The sequence below is a fragment of the Flavobacterium endophyticum genome (assembly GCF_003634455.1).
Lineage (GTDB): Bacteria > Bacteroidota > Bacteroidia > Flavobacteriales > Flavobacteriaceae > Flavobacterium > Flavobacterium endophyticum.
In genome coordinates, this window is the sequence record NZ_RBLC01000001.1 from 170,806 (window position 1) to 194,371 (window position 23,566).

At 39.0% G+C, this 23,566-nt stretch carries 25 protein-coding genes; 15 read left to right on the forward strand and 10 right to left on the reverse strand.

The window, feature by feature from the left end:
- The first annotated feature begins 1 nt into the window (after position 1).
- From CLV94_RS00815 to CLV94_RS00845, 7 genes are all read left to right on the forward strand, one after another.
- Positions 2–226, forward strand: a complete 225-nt coding sequence (locus CLV94_RS00815; protein ID WP_121374569.1) for a DUF6095 family protein — start codon at positions 2–4, stop codon at positions 224–226.
- Positions 223–795: a pentapeptide repeat-containing protein gene (locus CLV94_RS00820; protein ID WP_121374570.1), complete on the forward strand. Its 573-nt coding sequence runs from the start codon at positions 223–225 to the stop codon at positions 793–795. The genes CLV94_RS00815 and CLV94_RS00820 overlap by 4 nt, the downstream gene beginning before the upstream one ends.
- 1 nt (position 796) lies before the next feature.
- A complete protein-coding gene (locus CLV94_RS00825; protein ID WP_121374571.1) occupies positions 797–1,378 on the forward strand; it encodes a DUF1572 family protein in 582 nt (193 codons plus the stop codon).
- Positions 1,379–1,759, forward strand: a complete 381-nt coding sequence (locus CLV94_RS00830) for a DNA topoisomerase IV (protein WP_121374572.1) — start codon at positions 1,379–1,381, stop codon at positions 1,757–1,759.
- Between the two features lie 8 nt (positions 1,760–1,767).
- The gene (locus tag CLV94_RS00835) at positions 1,768–2,544 is read left to right on the forward strand and encodes a TerC family protein (RefSeq protein ID WP_121374573.1); all 777 of its coding nucleotides are present in this window, start codon (positions 1,768–1,770) and stop codon (positions 2,542–2,544) included.
- Between the two features lie 520 nt (positions 2,545–3,064).
- Positions 3,065–4,546 carry a PhoX family protein gene (locus tag CLV94_RS00840; RefSeq protein WP_121374574.1) on the forward strand — a complete coding sequence of 494 codons (1,482 nt, stop codon included), beginning with the start codon at positions 3,065–3,067 and terminating at the stop codon, positions 4,544–4,546.
- 70 nt (positions 4,547–4,616) lie between these two features.
- Positions 4,617–6,401: a cytochrome-c peroxidase gene (locus tag CLV94_RS00845; RefSeq protein ID WP_121374575.1), complete on the forward strand. Its 1,785-nt coding sequence runs from the start codon at positions 4,617–4,619 to the stop codon at positions 6,399–6,401.
- Positions 6,402–6,442: 41 nt separating this feature from the next.
- Here CLV94_RS00845 and CLV94_RS00850 read toward each other — a convergent pair whose 3' ends face one another.
- The 7 genes from CLV94_RS00850 to ychF form a co-directional block, all read right to left on the reverse strand.
- Positions 6,443–9,091: a DNA gyrase/topoisomerase IV subunit A gene (locus CLV94_RS00850; protein WP_121374576.1), complete on the reverse strand. Its 2,649-nt coding sequence runs from the start codon at positions 9,089–9,091 to the stop codon at positions 6,443–6,445.
- A 45-nt stretch (positions 9,092–9,136) separates the two neighbouring features.
- Positions 9,137–10,990, reverse strand: coding sequence for a DNA topoisomerase IV subunit B (locus CLV94_RS00855; RefSeq protein ID WP_121374577.1), 1,854 nt, complete (start codon positions 10,988–10,990; stop codon positions 9,137–9,139).
- Positions 10,991–11,131: 141 nt separating this feature from the next.
- Positions 11,132–12,139 carry a transglutaminase domain-containing protein gene (locus CLV94_RS00860; RefSeq protein ID WP_121374578.1) on the reverse strand — a complete coding sequence of 336 codons (1,008 nt, stop codon included), beginning with the start codon at positions 12,137–12,139 and terminating at the stop codon, positions 11,132–11,134.
- A gap of 80 nt (positions 12,140–12,219) precedes the next feature.
- A complete protein-coding gene (locus tag CLV94_RS00865; RefSeq protein WP_245982406.1) occupies positions 12,220–12,903 on the reverse strand; it encodes a TIGR02117 family protein in 684 nt (227 codons plus the stop codon).
- Entirely contained in the window at positions 12,900–13,427 is a 528-nt protein-coding gene (locus CLV94_RS00870) for an NADPH-dependent FMN reductase (RefSeq protein WP_121374579.1), read from the reverse strand. The genes CLV94_RS00865 and CLV94_RS00870 overlap by 4 nt, the downstream gene beginning before the upstream one ends.
- Positions 13,424–14,365, reverse strand: a complete 942-nt coding sequence (locus tag CLV94_RS00875; protein WP_121374580.1) for a YihY/virulence factor BrkB family protein — start codon at positions 14,363–14,365, stop codon at positions 13,424–13,426. The genes CLV94_RS00870 and CLV94_RS00875 overlap by 4 nt, the downstream gene beginning before the upstream one ends.
- A gap of 182 nt (positions 14,366–14,547) precedes the next feature.
- Positions 14,548–15,642: a redox-regulated ATPase YchF gene (gene ychF, locus CLV94_RS00880; RefSeq protein ID WP_121374581.1), complete on the reverse strand. Its 1,095-nt coding sequence runs from the start codon at positions 15,640–15,642 to the stop codon at positions 14,548–14,550.
- Positions 15,643–15,855: 213 nt separating this feature from the next.
- Between ychF and CLV94_RS00885 the strand changes: the two genes are divergently transcribed.
- On the forward strand, positions 15,856–16,395 hold the full coding sequence (locus tag CLV94_RS00885) for a hypothetical protein (protein WP_121374582.1): 540 nt from the start codon (positions 15,856–15,858) through the stop codon (positions 16,393–16,395).
- Positions 16,396–16,472: 77 nt separating this feature from the next.
- Here CLV94_RS00885 and CLV94_RS00890 read toward each other — a convergent pair whose 3' ends face one another.
- A complete protein-coding gene (locus CLV94_RS00890) occupies positions 16,473–16,823 on the reverse strand; it encodes a 4Fe-4S dicluster domain-containing protein (RefSeq protein ID WP_121374583.1) in 351 nt (116 codons plus the stop codon).
- A gap of 114 nt (positions 16,824–16,937) precedes the next feature.
- Between CLV94_RS00890 and CLV94_RS00895 the strand changes: the two genes are divergently transcribed.
- The 6 genes from CLV94_RS00895 (at position 16,938) to CLV94_RS00920 (ending at position 21,717) form a co-directional block, all read left to right on the forward strand.
- Positions 16,938–17,996 (forward strand): acyl-CoA reductase, encoded by a 1,059-nt coding sequence (locus tag CLV94_RS00895; protein ID WP_121374584.1) that lies wholly within the window; start codon positions 16,938–16,940, stop codon positions 17,994–17,996.
- Between the two features lie 145 nt (positions 17,997–18,141).
- The gene (gene serC / locus CLV94_RS00900) at positions 18,142–19,215 is read left to right on the forward strand and encodes a 3-phosphoserine/phosphohydroxythreonine transaminase (RefSeq protein ID WP_121374585.1); all 1,074 of its coding nucleotides are present in this window, start codon (positions 18,142–18,144) and stop codon (positions 19,213–19,215) included.
- 17 nt (positions 19,216–19,232) lie between these two features.
- Positions 19,233–20,192, forward strand: a complete 960-nt coding sequence (locus CLV94_RS00905) for a D-2-hydroxyacid dehydrogenase (protein WP_121374586.1) — start codon at positions 19,233–19,235, stop codon at positions 20,190–20,192.
- 68 nt (positions 20,193–20,260) lie between these two features.
- On the forward strand, positions 20,261–20,818 hold the full coding sequence (locus CLV94_RS00910) for a hypothetical protein (RefSeq protein WP_121374587.1): 558 nt from the start codon (positions 20,261–20,263) through the stop codon (positions 20,816–20,818).
- Between the two features lie 116 nt (positions 20,819–20,934).
- A complete protein-coding gene (locus tag CLV94_RS00915; protein WP_121374588.1) occupies positions 20,935–21,360 on the forward strand; it encodes a DUF6146 family protein in 426 nt (141 codons plus the stop codon).
- 30 nt (positions 21,361–21,390) lie between these two features.
- Positions 21,391–21,717 (forward strand): DUF6787 family protein, encoded by a 327-nt coding sequence (locus CLV94_RS00920; protein WP_121374589.1) that lies wholly within the window; start codon positions 21,391–21,393, stop codon positions 21,715–21,717.
- Positions 21,718–21,767: 50 nt separating this feature from the next.
- Here the strand turns inward: CLV94_RS00920 and CLV94_RS00925 are convergent, their stop codons facing one another.
- Both CLV94_RS00925 and msrA read right to left on the reverse strand, forming a co-directional pair.
- The gene (locus CLV94_RS00925; protein ID WP_121374590.1) at positions 21,768–22,067 is read right to left on the reverse strand and encodes a hypothetical protein; all 300 of its coding nucleotides are present in this window, start codon (positions 22,065–22,067) and stop codon (positions 21,768–21,770) included.
- A gap of 43 nt (positions 22,068–22,110) precedes the next feature.
- Positions 22,111–22,755: a peptide-methionine (S)-S-oxide reductase MsrA gene (gene msrA / locus CLV94_RS00930; protein ID WP_121374591.1), complete on the reverse strand. Its 645-nt coding sequence runs from the start codon at positions 22,753–22,755 to the stop codon at positions 22,111–22,113.
- A 145-nt stretch (positions 22,756–22,900) separates the two neighbouring features.
- Here msrA and CLV94_RS00935 point away from each other — a divergent pair, with 145 nt between their 5' ends.
- Positions 22,901–23,560: an ABC transporter ATP-binding protein gene (locus tag CLV94_RS00935; RefSeq protein WP_121374592.1), complete on the forward strand. Its 660-nt coding sequence runs from the start codon at positions 22,901–22,903 to the stop codon at positions 23,558–23,560.
- Positions 23,561–23,566: the final 6 nt, after the last annotated feature.

A 23,566-nucleotide genomic window follows, 5' to 3' on the forward strand; every position in this document is an offset into this window, starting at 1 on the left:
TATGAATACTGATAAAAAAATACTCCAAAAAGGAATCTTATACCTGTCCATCGCAATGCCCTTGCTTTTTCTAGGTCCTGTCATTATCCACAGTGCTTTTAAAAACCAGAGCCATCCGTGGTATGTAGTTGTTTTGGGCTTTGGTATTTTAGCCTGTTTGGGAGCCATGATGATGTTATTTTTGGGAATCCGAAAAATCATGAACAGCCTATTCAAGAAGCGATGAAAGAAACGATTCACATAGGCAAGACGTTTACCAAAGTAATCCATACCGAAGAATCGGTTACCCATCGGGAATTTGAAAACTGTACTTTTATAGACTGCGACTTCTACGGCAGCAACTTTTCACAAAGCCAATTTTTAGACTGTACTTTTAAAGGCTGTAACCTTTCAATGATAAAGCTGAATGCGACAAGCCTAAAAAACGTCGAATTTGAGGAATGCAAAATGATGGGCATTGCCTTTGAATATTGCGATGATTTCCTATTCGAAGTAAAGTTTAAAGACTGCATGTTAGATTTTTGCTCTTTTGCGAACAAGAAAATGCAGAAGACTCAATTTTCAACTTCGTCCATGCAGGAAGTCAATTTCTCTGGTACCAACCTCACCAAAGCTATTTTTGATGACGTAAATTTAAACGGTGCCTTGTTTGACAAAACCATCCTGATGGAAGCTGATCTGTCAAAAGCCTATAACTTTTCGATCGATCCCGAATTAAATTCAATAAAAAAAGCAAAGTTTTCGCTGAAAGATGCGGGCGGCTTATTAGAAAAATACAACTTAAAACTCGTTTGATATGGAAGCAAATTCTCATTTTTTAGAAAGTGCGAAAAAGCAGTTTTTGTACTATAAGACACTAGGCGAAAAAGCAATACATCAATTAGAAGACGAACAGCTTTTTGTAGCGCTAAACGAAGATACCAATAGCATTGCCACAATTGTAAAGCACCTGCATGGCAATATGCTTTCGCGCTGGACCGATTTTCTTACTTCAGATGGAGAAAAAGACTGGCGCAAGCGAGATGATGAATTTGTAGACACCTACCAATCCAAAGAAGAGCTGCTAGAAAAATGGAACGAGGCGTGGGACTGTCTTTTTAATGCGCTAAACCCGTTACAGCCGGAACAGCTTACCGATATCATCTATATCCGAAATGAAGGCCATACCGTCGTGGAAGCAATCAACAGGCAGCTGGCACATTATCCGTATCATATCGGACAGATTGTCTTTTATGCCAAGCTGTTAAAAAAGACCGAATGGGACAGCCTTTCTATCCCGAAAAACAAATCGGGAGATTATAACGCTGCCAAATTTTCAAAAGAAAAGTCCATTAAAAATTTTACCGACGACGAACTAAAAGGCTTAAACTCTAAATAAATGAAAAAAATACTTCCTTTCGCATTACTTTCACTAGGACTGTTGTCCTCTTGTTATACGGTAGAACGCAACTGCAAAGACTTTAAAACTGGAGAATTTGAATTTGCATACGAAGTCAATGGTGTAAAAAAAACATCTCATTTTGTAAGAAACGATACGTTGGAAATTGATACATTTGAGGGAAAGACCGACAGTTCCTCTGTCCGATGGATTAACGATTGCGAATATGTCTTGGAAAAAATAAATCCGAAGAATATGGCCGAAAAGCAAGCAATCCACATGAAAATTTTGAGTACAACCGAAAATTCTTATACATTTGAGTTTTCAAAATTAGGAGACGTAAACAAACAAAAAGGAACAGTAACCAAAATCAATAAATAAACATCAAAATGGAAGTATTTTTAAATCCGGACGCTTGGATCGCTTTGCTAACCCTTACCTTTCTGGAAATCATCTTGGGTATCGACAACATCATCTTTATTTCGATTGTAACCGGAAAATTGCCTGTTGAGGACCGAAAAAAAGCCACAAGAATAGGTTTGTTCTTGGCCATGTTTATGAGAATCGGATTGCTTTTCGGAATCACGCTTCTTATCGCCATGAAAGCGCCGTTGTTTTCTTTTGATTTTGGATGGTTTAGTGCCGATATTACCGGACAAGCCCTAATCTTATTACTCGGAGGATTGTTCTTGATTTATAAGAGTACTAAAGAAATACATGAAAAAGTAGACCATAAAGGCGAAGAAGAAAAAAGCTTGGGCAGCGCTGCTAAAAAATCATTCTCCAACGTTATCCTTCAAATCCTGCTGATTGACTTGATTTTCTCCGTTGATTCCATCCTAACAGCTGTCGGAATGACCAACGGCCTAGAAGGTGCCTTATATATTATGATTACGGCTGTAGTTATCTCTGTCGGAGTCATGATGCTTTTTGCAGTTCCTGTTGGAAATTTTGTCAATGCCAACCCATCCATCCAGATTTTAGGGCTGGCTTTCTTGATTCTTATCGGTTTTATGCTGATTACAGAAAGCATGCACCTATCTGGCGCACAATTGGCCGGACAGCACGTAGGTGCCGTTCCAAAAGGTTATTTGTACTTTGCCATTGCCTTCTCGCTTGCGGTAGAATTTATCAATATGAAAATGCGCAAGAGGGCTTCTAAATAAGCTTACAGTACATACTATATAAAACGCTTCCAGATTGGGAGCGTTTTTTTTGAAGAGCATCTGTCTTACTATCCTAGCTCAGTAAAAATGACGCTCCAAACCCCACGCTTGACGTTCAATCATCCGCCATTGGCGTTGTAAGTCCCGCGTACGGGGTTCTTAACTCCGGGCGACACGTTAGTAACCCTAAAACTGGCGTTCGCGACCCCAATTTTGGCGTCCTGAGATTGGATTTTGAGGTTCGGAACGCCAAGCGCGGGTGTCGCGACGTCAAACACGGATGATAGAACGTATCGGACGGGGCATTTTCATGCGTTGGCGGGTGTTTTTATCGGGCTCGCGGGTGTTTTTCATAAGCTTGGAGAGGAATTAGGTACTTATACCCTTTCATGCACATAAAATAACATTCCGTTGGTTTCAAAAACAATTCCTTTACGTTTAAATATACTTTTAAAAATCATTCCTTAATTTAATGTTAACGTCTCATAAATAGCTTTGTGCCAAACAAAAAACCAACAAAATGAGACAACTAAAAACAAAAAACTTCGCTTTATTGGCGACATTGAGCCTTGTGATGGCAAGCTGCCAGAACGATGACAATTCTAACGGAACTCCCGTAAACAAGGACATTGATTTTACATCGCATTCCTCAATACCGCCTTTCGTTTTTCCGATGGCCGGATTTGAAGACATGCAAATCAGCACCTTAATTACAAGTGCCGACCAACTATCGCAATCGCCAACCTTCGTGTATGGCGCGCAGCCGGATGGTGCAGGATTGATGAAAAACCCTTCTGGAGAAGGCTACATCTTGATTTCCAACCACGAAATCCTACAGGCGGTTTCTAGAGTATACCTAGACAAGACGTTCAAGCCTGTCAAAGGAGAATATATTGTTGACGGTGTTGGAGGTATGACGCGTTTGTGTTCTGCAACATTGGCTGTTCCAGAAATCCACGGATTTGGACCGATATTCTTGACGGCTGGAGAAAGCGGTGAAGAAAGCATGGTTCACGGTATCGACCCAATGGGACTTACGAACGACAGAAGCAGAACTGACCGAGTACTTCCTGCTTTAGGAAAAGCAAGTATGGAAAATGCCGTGCCGCTTCCAAAAGAAGCGTACCAAGGCAAGACTGTTATCTTGATAGGAGAAGACCAATCGTATGCTACGTCTCATGCCAGTGCCGGACAGCTAATCATGTACATGAGCAATACCGTAGGCGACCTGTCGAACGGAAAATTATATGCCTTAAAAAGAACGGACGGAAACCAAGTAGAAACGGCTATGACCTTAAACAATACGTATAATGTTTCGTTTGTTGAAATTCCGAATGCCAAAAACCTTACAGGTGCGGTAATCAACACGACGGTAAACAACTTAGGCGCTATCCGTTTTTCAAGAGTGGAAGACGTTGATTACAGAAAAGGCGGAGGCAGCAACAGCCGCGAGGTCTATTTTACAGCAACAGGTCAGGCGACATCAAACGCTCCTGTAGATGGCTATACGATGTGGGGACGTGTGTACCGATTAAAAATGGATGCCAACAACCCATTGGCTGGAACTCTTGAAGTAGTAGCCGAAGGCGACAGTACTCCGGGAACGGGATTAATCAATCCTGACAACCTTTGCGTTACCGAAAACTTCGTGTACATCCAAGAAGATGGCGACAGCTACTATGCTGCGGCACAACACGATTCGTATATCTGGCAATACAACATTGCTACTAAGCAAAACAAGCCTTGGCTGAACATGAACCATAAAAGAACGGATGCTGCTTGGAACTCTTTGTACAACCAGACAGGTGAAATGCGTTTCGGAAGCTGGGAATTTGGAGCCATGATTGATATTTCTGATGTCATCGGCGTTCCGGATACCTTCATGGTCAACGTACATCCGCACACTTGGCAGAAAGATGCTTTCCTAAATGCTGACGGAAGCGGCAGAAGCACAAACAAAGAAGGTGGCCAGACGGTAATCATCAGAAACGTACAGCGCTAATTTTCAATTTAGATATCCATAACCGACAACCCTTATCCTTCATAAGGGTTGTTGCTTTTATTCAAATTACATGAAATTGAAATACTTTGCCCTTCTCTCGCTAGTGCTTTCCTTGCTCCTTTCTAGCTGTAAAGAAGCCGTGCCTGAGAAAAACATAAAGCAGGAACTTTTGGTCGATCTTACAAAACTGAAAAATGAGATTATCCTTTTTCAAGAAATCGTGTTTAAGGAAGCTTCCCAAAAAGAAATCGTAGAGCAGTTTAAAAAATCAAGACTGCAATACAAAAGGATTGAATGGGCTGTGGAATATTTTGTACCAGAAACAGCACGATTCATGAACGGGCCAGCGTTGGACGAGATGGAATTGGAAGAAAACAAATTTTTCGTGCCTAACGGTTTTCAGGTTATCGAAGAACTCATCTATCCTGAATACAGTCCCGAAAACAAAAAAGAGGTCATCCGCGAGCTAGACATACTCCTCTCGAATGCCAAACAAGTAGAAGCTACTTTTGAAGCCATTACCATCAGCGACGATTATGTAGTAGATGCTGTGCAGCAAAATGTCTTTAGGATCTTGACGTTAGGAATTACAGGTTTTGATAGTCCGATACTTAACTCTTCTATCCCCGAAGCCAAACAAAGTCTGGCATTAGTACCGGAACTGCTTTTGCTTATCAATCCAAAAAGCAAGACTTTGGCTGAACTACAGCAAATCGTTGCCAAAGCAAAGGCCTACTGCGATTCAAACCCTGATTTTAATACGTTCAACAGGGCTGAATTTATCACGCAATACCTAAATCCGATTTCCAGAAAACTAAGCGCTTTCCAGAAAGAAGAAAAGATACCTTTCGTTGAAAGAAATCGTCCGCTAAAAGCGACGGCTACGACTTTATTTGATGAAAATGCTTTCGACGTGGATGGATTTGTGGCTTCCAACGAATACAAATATTCTAAAGAAAAAGTGGCTTTGGGCGAGAAACTGTTCTATGACAAAACCCTATCTAAAAACAACGACAGAAGCTGTGCTACCTGCCATAATCCCGAAAAAGCATTTACGGATGGATTGAAAACCAACATTTCCTTAAAAGGCAAGAACCTAAACCGAAATACGCCTACACTCACCTACGCTTCCCTGCAAAATGCCCAATTTTGGGACATGAGACAGCTCGACTTAGAAAAACAGAGCGTTGATGTTATTGAAAATAAAGACGAAATGCACGGGTCGCTGGCGGACATTCATTCAAAAGTTTCGGCAACTACAGAATACCAAAAGCTATTTAAGAAAGCTTATCCGAAATCCGAAAAGTCAGAAGCCTGGCAGATCCAGAATGCCATTGCCAGCTATGTACGTTCGCTCAATTCGTTTGATTCTAGGTTTGATTTGTACATGAGAGGCGATACAGCCAAGATGAACACCGAAGAACTTCAAGGCATGAATGTTTTTATGGGAAAAGCAAAATGCGCTACCTGCCACTTTACGCCTTTGTTTAACGGAACGGTGCCTCCGAATTTTGCAAAAACAGAACACGAAGTTATCGGCACGCCAGAAGACGCTTCCGGAAAACACCTAAGCGATGATACTGGAAGATATCTTTTCAACCAGTTGCCACAGCTCAAAGGAGCTTTTAAGACACCGACGCTCCGCAATGTTGCGGTAACGGGGCCTTACATGCACAACGGCGCTTATAAAACGTTAGAGAAAATTGTAGAATTCTATGATTTGGGAGGCGGAACAGGATTAGGCCTTTCCGTAGAAAACCAGACGCTTCCGACGGACAAACTAAACTTGACGGCAGCAGAGAAAAAGGCCTTGGTTGCCTTTATGAAAACACTCACCGACAAAAGGTATGAATAACGAAAAACGGAATGCAATTCGATTGCATTCCGTTTTTTATTTTAGTCTAAGCTTAACGTAATCTGTCCGTCGTCATCCAACTGTATGTCTCCTGAAATTTCGGTATCGCCAGACACTTCAATTTCTTCTGGGATTTCTTCTTCCGGAATTTCATACGGCAAAGGTTCCAGCAGATTGACTTGTTTTAATTTATCGGCTGTCAATTGATTTCCGATTGCTTTTATTCCTTTCACGGCAATAAAGCTTTCTAAATCAACCGTCTGATTTTCTTTCTGAACACCTTTTACCTTGGCGAATACTACCTCCGCTACAGGGCGATAATCTGTTGCAACAATTTCTAATTGTGATTTCGGATGTTCTGTAATAAAAACTTCTTCTTTGTTTTCGTTTTCGATCAAGAAACGCTTTACATAATAGCGTTCTTTTTCGCCATCATAATAAATCGCAGAAATCGGTTTTTTAGGAATCCATTTTTCCAAAACAACCATATCTTCATCAAAATGCGTCGTCAGTTCTGGAATAATCGTTTTTAATTTTCCAGACTGATTGATAATCAGCAGCCTGTCATTTGGTCGGAATTCGCCTAACAATTCGCCTCTTCCGTCTACATTTAGTTTCTGTACCGTATCGTCAAACCAGATTCTTCTTGGCTTTAAGGTCGAAATTCCTTTCTCCTTCAATTCGATTTTTTTGATCGGGTATTTGGTGACCAAATTTCCTTTAGAAGCCCTACCCTTGATGGCCAGCGTCGCAAAATCAATATCGAATTTCAGTTTTTTGATGCTTCCTACCTGGCGCAATAAGATCGTAATGACTTCCGCTTCGCCATTCGGATTATGGGAGAAATACAGTACTTGCGAGCCTGCTTTTTCTTGGGTCAGGTCATACGCTTTATCACGTGTAATTCCAGAAACGTTGAAACGTTTGATATAAGAAGGCCCGGATTTACCATCGCGGTAGATCATGTTATAAATCGTGCGCTTGTCGTTTTTATCGAAAATGGCGACATGGATAATATCCTTCCCAACGAACTTTTTATCATCGACTTTAGAAACCATCATGGTTCCGTTTCGAAGAAAAACAATAACATCATCAATATCGGAACAATCCGTAACGTATTCGTCTTTTTTCAAGCCGGTTCCGATAAAGCCTTCTTCCCTATTTACATAGAGTTTCGTATTTCTCAGCACTACTTTTGTCGCTTCGATATCATCAAAAATTCGGAGTTCGGTCTGGCGTTCTCTTCCCTTTCCGTATTTCTCTTTTAGCTTCGTAAAAAAAGTAATGGCAAAATCAATAATATGCTCTAAATCGTATTTTACTTGCTCGATGTCGCCTTCCAAAGCTTCAATCTTTTCTTGTGCTTTGTCAATATCAAACTTAGAGATTCTCTTGATTCGGATTTCTGTCAAACGGACAATATCTTCTTCGGTTACGGCACGTTTCAAATGCTGTACATACGGTTTTAGTCCTTCATCGATGGCTTTGATAACGCCTTCCCACGTTTCTTCTTCCTCAATCAAGCGGTAGATTCTTTTTTCAATGAAAATACGTTCCAAAGAAAGGAAATGCCATTGTTCTTCTAACTCGTCAAGCTGGATTTCCAACTCGCGTTTCAGCAAATCAACCGTCCTATGCGTCGATATCTTTAGCATATCGGAAACGCCGATAAACAGAGGCTTATGGTTCTCGATGACGCAACCTAACGGCGCTACAGACGTTTCGCAAGCCGTAAAAGCAAACAGCGCATCAATCGTCTTATCAGGAGAAACCCCTGGAAAAAGATGGATCAAGATTTCTACCTCAGCGGCGGTATTGTCTTCAATTTTTTTGATCTTGATTTTCCCTTTTTCGTTCGCTTTCAGGATACTTTCAATCAACGTCGACGTATTCGTGCTGAACGGAATCTGGGTAATCACCAACGTCTGCTTGTCCAATTGCCCGATTTTAGCACGAACGCGGACACGTCCGCCACGCATACCATCGTTATAATTAGAAACATCGGCAATACCCGCAGTCGGAAAATCAGGGTATAGTGTAAAAGGTTTTCCTTTTAATATTTTTATGGAACTATCAATCAGCTCATTAAAGTTGTGCGGTAGTACTTTTGTGGAAAGTCCGACGGCAATACCTTCGGCACCTTGCGCTAATAATAGTGGAAATTTTACGGGAAGATTGATGGGCTCGTTGCGTCTTCCGTCATAAGAAGCCTGCCACGATGTAATCTTTGGCGAATACAAAACGTCATGCCCAAACTTGCTGATTCGTGCTTCGATATAACGAGAAGCTGCGGCACTATCTCCAGTAAGGATGTTACCCCAGTTACCCTGCATGTCTATAATCAAGTCCTTCTGTCCGATCTGTACCATGGCATCGCCGATACTCGCGTCACCGTGAGGATGGTACTGCATGGTATGCCCGACAATGTTCGCTACCTTATTGTAACGACCATCATCCAACTCTTTCATGGAGTGCATGATCCTGCGCTGTACAGGCTTGAAACCATCTTCGATAGCAGGAACGGCACGTTCAAGGATTACGTAGGAAGCATAATCCAAAAACCAGTCTTTATACATTCCAGTTACCTTGGTAATGGTATCCTGGCTGTCCTCTTCTTGATTGTCGTAAAAATGCTGTCCTGTTCCTTCTGGCTGACCTTCTATTGGCTCTAAATTCTCTTCTTCGTCCATTTATTCAAGTTCGTTCCTTAAATTATTTCGATTGTAAATTGTATTCTATTTTTCCACCACATCCAATTCCACCTTCAAGTTATTGATGATGAATTCTTGTCGGTCTGGCGTATTTTTGCCCATGTAAAATGACAAGAGCTGTTCGATAGAAGTCAGCTTGTCCAACATAATCGGGTCTAATCGGATATCATCGCCTATGAAATGCTTGAACTCATCAGGAGAAATCTCTCCCAAACCTTTAAATCGCGTGATTTCTGGCTTCGGTTTTAGCTTTTCGATGGCGTTTACGCGTTCTTCTTCGGAATAGCAGTAAATCGTTTCCTTTCTGTTTCTAACCCTAAACAAAGGCGTCTGCAAAATATACAAATGCCCTTCTTTGATTAATTCTGGGAAAAACTGCAGGAAGAAGGTAATCAGCAGCAATCGGATGTGCATACCGTCGACATCGGCATCGGTTGCGATTACGATATTGTTGTAACGCAGGTCGCCCATATCCTCCTCTATATTCAAAGCGGCTTGGAGCAGGTTGAATTCTTCGTTTTCGTAGACAATCTTTTTGCTCATGCCATACGAATTCAGCGGTTTTCCACGCAAGCTGAAAACGGCTTGGGTATTAACGTCACGCGATTTCGTAATGGAACCCGAAGCCGAATCTCCCTCGGTGATAAAAAGCGTGCTTTCTAAGCTTCTTGGGTTTTTAGAATCGGTCAAGTGTACACGGCAGTCGCGTAATTTTTTATTGTGAAGACTGGCTTTTTTAGCGCGGTCTTTGGCTAATTTTCGGATTCCAGATAATTCTTTTCTTTCACGCTCCGCCTGCAAAATCTTGCGTAAAAGTAACTCAGCCGTTTCTGGATTTTTATGAAGGAAATTATCTAATTTATTTTTAACGAAATCATTGATAAACGTACGAACCGATGGCAAGTCCGGCCCCATATCTGTCGAACCTAACTTTGTTTTGGTCTGTGACTCGAAAACAGGCTCCATCACTTTGACACTAATGGCGCTGACAATTGATTTTCGTACATCTGAAGGTTCAAAACCTTTGTTGTAGAATTCACGAATCGTTTTTACGAGCGCTTCGCGGAAGGCAACCAAATGGGTTCCTCCTTGCGTCGTATTCTGACCGTTCACGAAGGAATGGTATTCTTCTGAATATTGTGATTTGCTATGCGTAAGGGCTACCTCGATATCGTCTCCTAGCAGGTGGATGATTGGATAGACCATATCGTCTTCGGCAATATTTTCTTCTAATAAATCCTTAAGTCCGTTATCGGAATAAAATTTTTCGCCATTGTAAATTATCGTCAAGCCCGTATTCAGGTAGCAATAATTTTTCAGCATTTTCAGGATATATTCGTTCCTGAATTTATAGTTCTTGAAAATGGCTTCGTCTGGAATAAAGGTAACTTTCGTTCCTTTTCGCTTTGTGGTATCGATTACATCTTCTTCAAGCACTAAATTACCAGCCGAAAACTCAGCCGCTTTCTGTTTGTCTTCACGAACAGATTCTACCCTAAAATAATTGGATAAGGCGTTTACGGCTTTGGTACCGACACCATTCAGACCGACCGATTTCTTAAAGGCAAGCGAATCGTATTTACCACCCGTATTCATTTTCGAGACTACATCGACTACTTTTCCAAGCGGAATTCCACGGCCGTAATCGCGTACGGAAACCGTCTTGTCCTTGATAGTCACCTCGATAGTTTTTCCGGCGCCCATAACGAACTCATCGATACAGTTGTCTAAAACCTCTTTTAATAAAATATAGATACCATCATCTGGTGAAGAACCGTCTCCTAATTTCCCGATATACATTCCCGGACGCATTCGGATGTGCTCTTTCCAGTCGAGAGAACGGATATTGTCTTCAGTATACTGATTTTGTTCTGACATTTGAAAATTATGGATTTTGTGCTAATATACAGTATCGACAAGAAAAATGAAAGTCTTGCAGGGTAAAGTTATCAATAGAATATTGACAAATGAATTGGGGATTTGTGATGGAAGATTTATGATTTTTGCTTTGCTTATCTGTTAGATTGCGGTCGATTTTCCGCGTATTATTTTGTACATGGAAACGGCTTTTTGGTTTACAAAAATAGTCAAATAACAATCTGAATTAGGAGCTACATGAACATCAAATTCTGTACTATTTCCGTTTCGTTTTAAGATGGCATTTTGAGCTTTATTGTCTGAACTCAGGACATAAAATATTTTGTCATTTTCTCCTAAATTTTCTAATTTAAATGGAATAGTGTTCGATTTTTTAAGGGACAAAATTCCGTTTTGTGGAGCAATAAATCGAAAGTCAGACTTTATATAATCGGCATAATAAAAAGGAAAGTTGGCATACTCTTTTTCGGAAAAATTGCCTAGAATCCAATTCTTTTCGTCTGGAAAATGATTCAAGACAAAGAACTCGGGCTCGGTAAAAAAATAGCCTGAATTAAACTTTGGAACAAAAGTTCTTTTTTGTTCGTTCACGACGCCTGCACCCCACGTTACATCGAGCAATTTCCATTTGCCATTGACTTTTACAGCATTCCAAGCGTGCGTGCTTTCTGTGGGCAATTTCCCGATGTCACTCGGACTTGTTTTTGCATTTCCGGTCACGACTGCACTTTCTAATCCTGACAAATTAGCAAGATGCTCATAAAGCAAGGCATAGCCTTGACAGAGCGCTACATTTGTCTTTAACACTTTATTGATTTTATCCAGCTTGATCTGCTTTTGCTTTTGTACTTTTTCTTCTTCTGTTCGGTAGCGATAAGCAGTTACGTTTGCTCCTGACCTAGAAAAAAAACTTTTTACATCGTATTTTACATTGAAAGCAATCCACGAAAAAATTGCGCGTGCTTTGTCTTCTTCCTTCGAAAAATCACGGTTAATTTTTGAAGCTAGTTCTTCTGGTTTTGAAAATGTTTTGGGATAATTGGAAACAATGGCATCCACTTTTGAAAAATCCTGCGCAAAAACAGGCAGGCACAAAAAAAGCATCCATAAAAATGCCTTTTTTAAAACGCTTACATATATCTCTTTCATAGCATGACAATTAGCAAGAATCTTGCCAAAAAATAAAGCTATAAAATGAGGAAATTATTCGTGCAATTTGTGAATTCGCATTATCTATAATGACAAAATATTCCAGTATCCGAAGGCGTCCAAACCGCGGCTTTTTGATCCGCACTTTTCAAGGCATTATTTGCCCATGTATTGCAGGTATAGAATAGGCTGTATTTGCGTTTGGCTTCGTAAAAGCTGTCATTCTGCCCATAGGTCGTCGCATGAATCAAGATTGGATTTCCATCTGCATCATACTGAAAACTATCTTCAATATATTTTATCAGCTTTGCATATTCTTCTTTGCTGATATTGATTTTTATGCAATCTTCATTCTCTTTTAATTGCTTAAAAAAAGTCGCATGCATCGCTGAAGTTCCGAGATAAAATGCAGCATTGAAAGCAGTACTGAATTTTAAATCAGACCATTCTGGCGTATTCAGATAAAATCCTTTATCGCCCCAACCAAAGCCAATAAATTTCATCGTAGCGTCTTTTGAGGCGATGTGGTCAAATTTAATTTTCTCGCTCCAATCCTTATATTCAGTCTTTATCGGAACTACGATATCGGTATGAACACCATTACTTTTGATATAAATCGCTACATCTTCGGTCGGATTCTTGTCTTCAGAATTGACTGAAAATCTTGGCAAAACCAAGGCAACAATTATATATAGAACAAAAAAAGCTAAAATCCCTAAAAGGAATTTCAGCAGTAGGCGCAGTATTTTTCTTAAGGATTTCAAAGAGGAAAGTTTTTTACGATTTCTTTCAATTGATTATCATATTCTGGGTTTGAAATAATTCGCTTTTCAACATCGAAATTAGTATAAAAGCTTGGCAACGAAAAAAGGGCTTTGATATTTCCGCCATGCCTTGGAAGGTTGCCGTTTGCAAATTCCAAAACACCTTTGCCTCCTCTTCCGCCTGGAGAAGTCGCCATCAGCAGCATTGGTTTTTGCTGGAATACTTCGTTTTCTATCCTAGAACACCAGTCGTAAATATTTTTAAAAGCGACCGAATAGATGCCGTTATTTTCCGCAAGCGAAATAACCAAGATATCGGCTTCTGCTAATTTTGCCAAAAACTTTTTTGCGATTTCGTGCTGCCCGATAACTTTTTCTCTATCTACCGAAAAAAGAGGCATTTCATAGTCGTTGAGATCTAATACTTCTACTTCCGCTTTTTCAAAAAGACCGGTAGCATAGGTTGCCAGCATTTTATTAATAGAGGTCGAGCTATTGCTACCACCAAAGGCAATTATTTTCATAGTTTGGATTTAGTATTCGTTTCCGCGTCTGTAATTTCAAAAATCTCTTTTTGAATTTCTACAGAATATTCATTCGGGCTGATGCTGCCGCCAAAAGCTTTGGCATAGACCTTAGTGAATTCTGCACCAAAGTAAAGAATTATTGCGGAATAATATACCCAAAGCAAAATAATTATCACCGATCCTGCGGCTCCATAGACAGTTGCTACTGCTGAACTTCCCAAATAAAATCCAATGGCGAATTTGCCAATCATAAACAGTATGGAAGTACTTGAGGCTCCGATAAAAGCATCTTTCCATTTTATATTTCCGTCAGGCAATGTTCTAAAGATTATGGCAAAAAGTATCGTAATTATAAGAAATACGATTATTAGATTTAAGACATAAAACAAATAAACCGTACTTTCTGGAAAATACAGCTTGAGCCTTGCGCTTAATAAATCCATGACAGAATTGACCAGCAAACTGACCAATAGAAGGAATCCCACAGAGGCAATCATCGAGAAAGACATTAATCGATTTTGAATGAATTTTTTAATTCCTTTATTCGGTTTTGCTCGAAGTCCCCAAATAAAATTAATAGAGCTTTGTATCTCTGCAAAAACTCCTGAAGCTCCAATTAAAAGCATGACACCTCCAAATATCGTTGCAAAAACATTACTATTGGAAAGCTCTACATTTTTGATCGCGTTTTGTATTTGAATAGCGGCATCATTTCCGACCAATCCATTTATTTGCCCATACAATTGTCCTGTAACCGCTTCTGTCCCAAAAAAGAAACCGCAGATAGTGATGATAATAATCATTAAGGGAGGCAATGCGAAAATGGTATAATAGGATAATGACGCGCTTAATTTGATCGCGTTGTCATCGTTAAATTCATTAAAAGTCGTCTTGAGCAAGTACCATGTTTTTGAAAGCAATCCTTTGGTTTTCATGATAATTTTTGGTTTTGGTTTACTCAAATATAACGTATTTGGGGAAGTTTAAGAATTGGTTTATGGGATTTTTAACGCAAGGAAGCTTTAGTTGAAGGATTGAAGCCACATTCTTCTCCTTATTGTCATACCATAAAAAAAAGCGACACCAAGTGTCGCCTTTTAAAATTTGTTTAAAGAGATTAAACGTTGAATCTGAAATGCATTACGTCTCCGTCTTTTACAATATATTCTTTTCCTTCTACACGAAGTTTTCCTGCTTCTTTTACTTTCGCTTCTGAACCAAAAGCTACATAGTCATCATAAGCGATAACTTCTGCACGGATGAATCCTTTTTCGAAATCGGTGTGGATAACGCCTGCCGCTTGCGGTGCCGTAGCTCCGATATTAATAGTCCAAGCACGAACTTCTTTCACACCAGCCGTGAAATACGTCTGTTGCTTCAATAATTTATAAGCTGCACGAATCAAAACAGAAGCTCCTGGCTCTGTCAAGCCCATGTCTTCTAAGAACACCTGACGCTCTTCGTAGCTTTCTAATTCTGTGATATCCGCTTCAGCGCCTACAGAAAGTACGATAACTTCTGCATCTTCGTCTTTTACCAATTCGCGAACTTGATCTACATATTTATTGCCGCTTACAGCAGAGCTTTCGTCAACATTACAAACATATAATACTGGTTTTGCCGTAATCAATTGGAAAGATTCCATCAAAGCTTCTTCGTCATTATTTTGTGGCGTTATCGTTCGTGCCGATTTGGCTTGCAAAAGCGCTTCGCGGATTCTGTTCAACAATGCTTGCTCAACCTGCGCTTCTTTGTTTCCTGTTTTTGCCGCACGGTTTACTTTCTCAAGACGTTTCTCAACAGTCTCAAGATCCTTTAGCTGCAATTCAATATCAATAGTTTCTTTGTCGCGGATAGGATTTACATTTCCGTCAACGTGAACAATATTATCATTATCAAAACAACGCAATACGTGGATGATAGCGTTGCACTCGCGGATGTTTCCAAGGAATTGGTTTCCTAGACCTTCACCTTTGCTCGCTCCTTTTACCAATCCTGCGATATCTACAATATCTACTGTCGCCATCTGAACGCGTTCTGGCTTTACCAATTCTTCCAGCTTGTTGATTCTCGGGTCTGGCACATTCACGACTCCAATATTAGGCTCAATGGTACAAAACGGGAAGTTCGCGCTTTGTGCTTTTGCATTCGATAAACAATTGAACAATGTTGATTTTCCAACATTTGGCAATCCTACAATTCCTGCTTTCATTATGATATAAGTATGATATTGATAATTTTAAGGGTGCAAATATAAGCTTTTGGATTTGAAATTAAGCGCTATTTGCATTTCTATTTTGATTCCCAAAAAATTAAAATATTCCTATTCAAAACCATATTTTACAAATACTTTATGATTTTTTATTAATTATTTTAATATAAAAAACTTAAATTTGTTAAAATAAACACTCTAATTCAAATCACTATGAAAACGATCTTATTAAGCAGTGTAGCCTTATTAGCTACAATCAGCCTTCAGGCACAGAATAAAAATGTTACTGATGTTTCCAAAACTACTGTAACCACGGTGAAGGATTCAGATGGAGAGAAAAAATATTTAAAAACTCAAGAGGTACAGGAAGTTCAAAATATCGAGTTCCAAAATGCAGATTCTAAAGCCTTAAACAAGGACATGAAAGAAACGCCTGTTGAAGTAGTTTCAAAAACCAAAGTAATGAATCCTGACGGAAGCACAAGAACTGTAGATATTGACCGTTCTTCTTATTATACTTCAAACGGAAAAACATATCAATTGACTCTAGATCCTGCCGGATATGTGATTTCTACGCAAGACAAAAAACGATTGGGAATCTTGAGAGCAACAACTACAAACAGTTATATCTATAGAGGAAAAAACCAGACTTCAGTAGGTTATTTCGACACTAACGGAAATTTAGTTGTTGAAACGTATGATGACAAGTCAGATAAAGTAAGCATTGAAACGTACGTTCGTTCGCAACAATAAGCATTTATATAAATCACTTCATAAAAAAACCTGAATTAATAATTCAGGTTTTTTTTATTTTATGTTTTAGAAGAAAGCTATTCGCCGTGCAAGAATGCTTGTCTGTTTAAAAGGGTTTCTTCGCTTTCTACATGATTATCATCCGGAACGCAACAATCTACAGGACATACTGCAGCACATTGCGGTTCTTCGTGAAATCCTTTACATTCTGTACATTTTCCTGGAACAATATAATAGATATCGTCCGAAAGTGGCGTCTGTGCATCGTTAGCATCAACTTCTTCGCCGCTCGGAAGCACTATCTTGCCACTTAATTTTGTCCCGTCTTTATATCTCCAGTCGTCCGCACCTTCATAGATGGCGGTATTCGGACATTCTGGTTCGCACGCACCACAGTTGATGCATTCGTCTGTTATTATGATTGCCATTTTTTCTTTTTTTTGCTGTAAGCTATAGGCATTCTGCTTTAGGCTTGCCTACTGCCTAGAAAAGGTTTATTTTTGTGCAAAATTACGTCCAAAACAATTCATAAGCAAATCAATATGACTTTAGAACACAAAAAAAATATTTTTGTTGAACTTGGCAAATTTCTTAGCCAATTTTCTGAAAATGAAAGTATTAAAAAAGAAAACGTTTTATATAATGATTTGTTTTTCAATGATTTCCTGGATCTGATTCAATTATCGCAATCGCATAATGGCTGGTATACTCCTGAACAGGTCTTTTTTGCCGTAAATTCTTGGGCAGAAGCGTTGACAAAAGACAATCTGGATCAATGGCTTTCCAGCTATAATTTGGAAAACACAGGAGGCAAAACCGTCGGACTGATTTTGGCCGGAAATATTCCGCTGGTAGGCTTTCATGATTTTTTATCCGTACTCATCACTGGACATAAGGTCTTAATCAAAACATCTTCAAATGACCAGCATTTGTTGCCTTTCTTGGCGAAATATCTCATCGCCATAGAACCTAAATTAGCCGAATACATTACTTTTGTAGATGGAAAACTAGAAAACTTTGACGCCGTTATTGCTACCGGAAGCAACAATACGGCACGTTATTTTGAATATTATTTCAAAGACAAACCGTCTATAATTCGTAAAAACAGAAATTCCGTAGCTGTCTTAGGCGGCTCCGAATCTAAAGAAGATTTCATTGGACTGGGTGAAGATATTTTTAGATATTTTGGTTTAGGATGCCGAAATGTCTCCAAGCTGTTTGTTCCGAAAGACTATAAATTTGATTCTTTTTTTGAAGGGATTTTCGAATATCAAGACGTTATCCACTACGAAAAATACGCTAATAATTATGATTATAACAAGGCTGTCTTCTTGATGAGCAACTTCAAATTGTTAGATAATGGATTCCTTACCATCAAAGAAGATACAAGCTATTCCTCTCCTATTTCAAGCGTTTTTTATGAATTCTACGACGATCTAGAAACGCTAAAAAACCGATTAGAAGCTGACAATGAACAAATTCAGTGCATTGTTTCAAAAGGAATTGTCGACAATAGCATTCCATTCGGAAAAACACAAAAACCAGAACTTTGGGATTATGCCGACAATGTCGATACTATTGCATTTCTTTCATCAATTTAAACAAAACATTGTATAAACATAATCTTACTATATCGTTTTCGTTAATAACCTTGTGAAATTATTACAAAAACGTAAAGGAATCTTTAATGCTAATTTCTGAAATTTGCTTTTCAGAATTTTAGACAACACTTCCTAAACACACACAATGAAAAAACACAATTATAGCGCAGGTCCTTGCATTTTACCGCAAGAAGTCTTCGAAAAATCAGCACAAGCAGTTTTAAATTTCAATAATTCTGGCTTATCGATTTTAGAAATTTCGCATAGAAGCAAAGATTTCGTAGCCGTCATGGAGGAAGCCCGAGCTTTAGTCTTAGAACTTTTAGACCTGGAAGGAAAAGGCTACCAAGCTTTATTTTTGCAAGGCGGCGCCAGCATGGAATTTTTAAGAGTCCCTTACAACTTGCTAAAAGAAAATGGCAAAGCGTCTTATCTAGATACAGGTACTTGGGCCGCTGGAGCCATCAAAGAAGCAAAGGCTTTTGGAGAAACAATCGTAGTCGCTTCTTCTAAAGGAGAAAATTACAACCATATTCCGAAGCAGTATGAAATTCCTGCGGATGCAGATTATTTCCACTGTACTTCAAACAATACGATTTTTGGAACGCAAATGAAGGATTTTCCGAACACGAATATTCCTATCGTTTGCGATATGAGTTCTGATATATTTTCACGCCAGTTAGATTTTTCAAAATTCGACCTGATTTATGCAGGCGCTCAAAAAAATATGGGACCAGCGGGCGTTACGCTCGTTGCTGTCAAAGAAGAAATTTTAGGCAAGACAGGCAGAGCTATTCCAAATATATTAAACTACCAGCAGCATATCGACAAAGAAAGCATGTATAATACTCCGGCGGTTTTTGCAGTCTATACCTCGCTTTTGACCTTGCAATGGCTTAAAAACCTTGGAGGCATTCCTGGAATTGAGAAAATCAACGAAGCCAAAGCAAAGCTTTTGTACACAGAAATCGATAGAAATCCTTTATTTATAGGAACTGCCGTAGCTGAAGATCGTTCTACTATGAATGCTACTTTCCTTCTAAAAGACGAAACCCAAGCTGCTGCTTTTGACAAATTATGGAAAGATGCCGGAATTTCTGGCATATCAGGACATCGTTCTGTCGGAGGTTATAGAGCCTCAATGTACAATGCATTACCGCTAGAAAGCGTCCAGGTATTGGTTGATGTAATGCAAGAATTTGAAAAGACAATTTCTTAAATAGTAAAGTAAAAAAAATGAAAGTATTAGCCAATGACGGTATCTCTAAAAGCGGTATCAAAGCTTTGGAGAAAGGCGGATTTGAAGTCATCACTACAAAAGTAGCTCAAGAACAGGTAGCCAATTATATCAACAAGAATGAAGTCGCTGTGCTTTTGGTTCGCAGCGCGACAAAAGTGCGTCAAGACATCATTGACAATTGTCCTTCGTTGAAGGTGATCGGCCGTGGCGGTGTCGGCATGGACAATATCGATGTGGATTATGCCCGTGAAAAAGGCATCCATGTCATAAATACCCCAGCCTCATCATCAGAATCTGTGGCTGAATTGGTATTTGCTCATTTGTTTTCCGGTGTACGATTTCTTCACGATGCCAACCGCAACATGCCTCTTGAGGGCGATTCTAACTTTGAAGGCTTGAAAAAAGCCTACGCAAACGGAATTGAATTAAAAGGCAAAACACTTGGAATTATCGGCTTTGGAAGAATCGGAAAAGCAGTCGCCAAAATTGGCCTCGGTCTTGGAATGCGCGTTATTGCCTCTGATAAATTTGTAGGCAATGCTGAAATCAAGGTCGATTTTTATAACGGGCAGTTCATTAATGTAGACATCGTTACCGAGCCTATGGAAGATATTTTCAAACATTCTGATTTTATTTCCCTCCACGTCCCTGCCCAAGATGGCTATGTAATCGGAAAAGAAGAATTTGAGCTGATGAAAGATGGCGTAGGAATCGTAAATGCTTCGCGAGGCGGCGTAATTAATGAAGTAGAACTAATTGAGGCTTTGGATAGCGGAAAAGTTTTATTTGCAGGCTTAGACGTTTTCGAAGAAGAACCGACACCTGCTGTACAAGTTTTGATGCATCCAAAAATATCATTGACACCACATATCGGAGCAGCTACTCTTGAGGCGCAAGACAGAATTGGCACCGAATTGGCAGAACAGATTATAAGTTTATTAAAATCAGACATATAAATTTATTATTTCTGTTAAATTTAAATCTTTTTTACATAGATTTGTTTTAAACTTTAAATCTATAGAAGATGCTAGAACAATTATCAGATTTAGTAAAACAATATGGAAATGAGGCGGTTGTAAACAACAATGCCGTACCAAATGAGCTGAATGAAGGTGTGATGGATGAAGCCAGCACTTCTATTTTTTCTGGACTGCAGAAAATTATTTCCGAAGGCGGAGCTGATAAAATCGGTGAATTATTCCAAGGCGAGAATGCGGGTTCTGCTTCAAATCCTGTCGTAAAACAATTGACAGAACAGTTTTCTGGAAATCTGGGTGAAAAATTCGGACTTAGCGGCGACGCAGCTTCAGGAGTTGCTGGAGGATTAATCCCAAAGGTATTAGGATCGTTAATTGGGAAGGCAAAAAATCCAAATGATAAAAGTTTTGAAATTTCCGACATCGTAAATTCACTTTCTGGCGGCCAAGGAAATTCTTCTGTCATGGACGCTATCCAAAAATATGGCGGCCAATTTGGTCTAGACCAAAACAACGACGGCAAAGTGGACATGAGCGATGCAATGGCTGCTGTCAATAAAAAAGGCGGCATAGGAGGCTTGCTAGGGAAATTATTCGGAAGATAAAAATCTATTTCTATAAACTTAGAGCTAGGCAATTGCCTGGCTTTTTTTATGTTAAAAATATAAAAATCAATAGAATCCTCTGTTCAGAATGAGTAACTTTATGCAAACTTCCCGATATGAAAAATCTGGTTTATATAGGAATTCTCTTCATCGTTATTTTTGGATGCACTGCAACTAAAAACAACAATGCAAAGACTTTTAAACAAAACGACAAAGCTGTACAAAATGACACGGTCAGGATTGCTAATGACGAACTGGAGTATGAAGTAATTATCATCGATCCAGGCTTTAACAGCTGGTTTTATACCTATGCAAAACCAAGAGATTATTATTCACAACAGTATCTAGAAGCTCGAAACCGCACCTGGGTTATCGAATGGAATGCTAGAGCTTATCGAGGCGATAGGCTTATCGACATGAGCATCGATTACCAAAACAATATCGATTATGGTTACGAAGTAAATTATATGCTCTACAATTACCTTACTTATTTTCAACTTACCAATAATATAAAGCTGGGAGGTTTTGTCCCTCGAATTTAAAATTGTAGTTTTGCATTATATTTATTAAGTATGAATAAGCTTAAAAAACGCTGGGGAATTACATCCAATTTCCAGCTTGTCATAATATTTATTGTCTTTGCCATCAACGGTTCGCTTTCTGCCCGAATTTCTTATTTCTTGATGGGACTTCTCGGAATTACAAAAGAAAATACGCATTGGTCGCTTTATTATATCATCTTATTGGTTTTGGTGCTGCCACTCTACCCTTTTATGCTGATGGTATTTGGATATCTTTTCGGTCAGTCCGGATTTTTCTTCCCGTTTGCCAAAAGAATGATCCGAAGCATGAGATTGGGGTTTTTATTGCCAAAGGAAAAAGTTGATCCCGAAAAATAAATAAAAAAGCCAGAAACTAATTCTGGCTTTTTTTATGCTAATTTGCTAGCTTACTTCTTTTCCTTACTGAAATAATATGTATAAATCCAAGTTAGGGTAAATGTCGGCAGGATGTCAGTGAAAGGAAAGAGTTCTTCTAAAAAAGAAATAATTCCACCAACAGTTCCAACAGTTCCTTTGTACATCCTTGCCAAGATAAATCCTGATATAGGAGCCCAAGCAAAATCTGCAAATTCTCCCAAGAAAGGCAAAGCATACGAAAACATTCCAATAGCATCAAACAAAAGGCTCAGCATAAGCTGTTTCTGCTTTTTATCTGACGCGGTCTTTATCTGAACTTGTTCTGTCATTTTCAATCGTTTAGTTGCTTGTATAACGCAAAACTAATGCCAATTATTTTTTCAGCTTCTCAGAGTACTGCTTTCTTACTTTTTCTACTTTTGGCGTAATGACATAACTGCAATAGGATTTCTCTTTATTCCTTGCATAATAATTTTGGTGATAATCTTCGGCAACATAAAATTTAGTCGCTGGAGAAACCTTTGTCACCACCGGCTTACCGAAAGTATTCTGAGAATCAAGTAGCTTGATATAGTCTTCTGCAATTTTCTTCTGTTCATCGCTATGATAAAATACTTCGCTTCTGTATTGCGTTCCCACATCAGCGCCTTGACGGTTCAAGGTTGTTGGGTCATGGGTAGCAAAAAAGATTTCCAGCAATTCTCCAAAACTGATCTTGCTTGGATCAAATGTAATCTGCGTTGCTTCGGCATGTCCGGTAGTTCCTGTAGAAACTTCCTCATACGTTGGATTTGCAGTCTTTCCGCCTATATATCCTGATTCTACTTTTTTAACGCCATCCAATTCTAAAAAGATAGCCTCTGTGCACCAAAAACAGCCGCCTCCAAATGTGGCGACTTCTAATCCTTTTTCTACTTCCATTTTTACGGGTTCCTTAACTTCTGAAATTAATTGTTCTTTTTCTTTTGACTGGCATGAAATTGTAATCAACGTCAGCAGTCCGATCATCTTTTTCATTGTATCATGTTTTCCTCAAAATTAATCAATCTATAAGTTTCCTAGACAGCATTAACTAAACTTTATCACTGTATCTACGAAAGAATATAGTACTAAAGATGTGAAATTTTTCAAAAACTTTGTTTCTTTGTAGAAACTGCAAAAAATGATTCAGGCAAAGAATTTACATAAATATTACGACAAGCTTCATGTGCTGAAAGGCGTTGATCTTCATATAGAAAAAGGCGAAATCGTATCTATTGTTGGGGCATCAGGAGCTGGAAAAACTACGTTGCTGCAGATTCTTGGGACTCTAGACAAACCTAGCATCGAAAATGGTACGCAGCTACAGATAAACGGAGAAAATATCTTGCAGCTAAACGATAAAGCACTTTCTCGTTTTAGAAACTTACAGCTCGGATTTATTTTTCAGTTTCATCAATTGCTACCTGAATTTACCGCTTTAGAAAATGTATGCATTCCTGCCTTTATTGCTGGAAAATCAAAATCGGAAACTGAGGCTGAAGCAAAAAGACTATTAGATTATTTAGGATTATCACATAGAATTAATCACAAACCTGGAGAACTTTCTGGAGGAGAACAGCAAAGAGTTGCCGTCGCACGTTCGTTAATCAACAAGCCTGCTGTAATATTTGCTGACGAGCCTTCTGGAAACCTCGATACCGCTTCTGCAGAAAACCTACACCAATTATTTTTTAAGCTAAGAGATGAGTTCGGACAAACCTTTGTTATTGTAACTCACAATGAAGAATTGGCAAATATGGCTGACAGAAAACTGATAATGTCTGATGGATTAATTCCTTAAAACAAA

Bases quoted from the DNA above. Each gene is read 5' to 3' on its own strand.
- CLV94_RS00815 (WP_121374569.1), top strand. From the start codon at position 2: ATGAATACTGATAAAAAAATACTCCAAAAAGGAATCTTATACCTGTCC.
- CLV94_RS00820 (WP_121374570.1), top strand. From the start codon at position 223: ATGAAAGAAACGATTCACATAGGCAAGACGTTTACCAAAGTAATCCAT.
- CLV94_RS00825 (WP_121374571.1), top strand. From the start codon at position 797: ATGGAAGCAAATTCTCATTTTTTAGAAAGTGCGAAAAAGCAGTTTTTG.
- CLV94_RS00830 (WP_121374572.1), top strand. From the start codon at position 1,379: ATGAAAAAAATACTTCCTTTCGCATTACTTTCACTAGGACTGTTGTCC.
- CLV94_RS00835 (WP_121374573.1), top strand. From the start codon at position 1,768: ATGGAAGTATTTTTAAATCCGGACGCTTGGATCGCTTTGCTAACCCTT.
- CLV94_RS00840 (WP_121374574.1), top strand. From the start codon at position 3,065: ATGAGACAACTAAAAACAAAAAACTTCGCTTTATTGGCGACATTGAGC.
- CLV94_RS00845 (WP_121374575.1), top strand. From the start codon at position 4,617: ATGAAATTGAAATACTTTGCCCTTCTCTCGCTAGTGCTTTCCTTGCTC.
- CLV94_RS00850 (WP_121374576.1), bottom strand. From the start codon at position 9,091: ATGGACGAAGAAGAGAATTTAGAGCCAATAGAAGGTCAGCCAGAAGGA.
- CLV94_RS00855 (WP_121374577.1), bottom strand. From the start codon at position 10,990: ATGTCAGAACAAAATCAGTATACTGAAGACAATATCCGTTCTCTCGAC.
- CLV94_RS00860 (WP_121374578.1), bottom strand. From the start codon at position 12,139: ATGAAAGAGATATATGTAAGCGTTTTAAAAAAGGCATTTTTATGGATG.
- CLV94_RS00870 (WP_121374579.1), bottom strand. From the start codon at position 13,427: ATGAAAATAATTGCCTTTGGTGGTAGCAATAGCTCGACCTCTATTAAT.
- CLV94_RS00875 (WP_121374580.1), bottom strand. From the start codon at position 14,365: ATGAAAACCAAAGGATTGCTTTCAAAAACATGGTACTTGCTCAAGACG.
- ychF (WP_121374581.1), bottom strand. From the start codon at position 15,642: ATGAAAGCAGGAATTGTAGGATTGCCAAATGTTGGAAAATCAACATTG.
- CLV94_RS00885 (WP_121374582.1), top strand. From the start codon at position 15,856: ATGAAAACGATCTTATTAAGCAGTGTAGCCTTATTAGCTACAATCAGC.
- CLV94_RS00890 (WP_121374583.1), bottom strand. From the start codon at position 16,823: ATGGCAATCATAATAACAGACGAATGCATCAACTGTGGTGCGTGCGAA.
- CLV94_RS00895 (WP_121374584.1), top strand. From the start codon at position 16,938: ATGACTTTAGAACACAAAAAAAATATTTTTGTTGAACTTGGCAAATTT.
- serC (WP_121374585.1), top strand. From the start codon at position 18,142: ATGAAAAAACACAATTATAGCGCAGGTCCTTGCATTTTACCGCAAGAA.
- CLV94_RS00905 (WP_121374586.1), top strand. From the start codon at position 19,233: ATGAAAGTATTAGCCAATGACGGTATCTCTAAAAGCGGTATCAAAGCT.
- CLV94_RS00910 (WP_121374587.1), top strand. From the start codon at position 20,261: ATGCTAGAACAATTATCAGATTTAGTAAAACAATATGGAAATGAGGCG.
- CLV94_RS00915 (WP_121374588.1), top strand. From the start codon at position 20,935: ATGAAAAATCTGGTTTATATAGGAATTCTCTTCATCGTTATTTTTGGA.
- CLV94_RS00920 (WP_121374589.1), top strand. From the start codon at position 21,391: ATGAATAAGCTTAAAAAACGCTGGGGAATTACATCCAATTTCCAGCTT.
- CLV94_RS00925 (WP_121374590.1), bottom strand. From the start codon at position 22,067: ATGACAGAACAAGTTCAGATAAAGACCGCGTCAGATAAAAAGCAGAAA.
- msrA (WP_121374591.1), bottom strand. From the start codon at position 22,755: ATGAAAAAGATGATCGGACTGCTGACGTTGATTACAATTTCATGCCAG.
- CLV94_RS00935 (WP_121374592.1), top strand. From the start codon at position 22,901: ATGATTCAGGCAAAGAATTTACATAAATATTACGACAAGCTTCATGTG.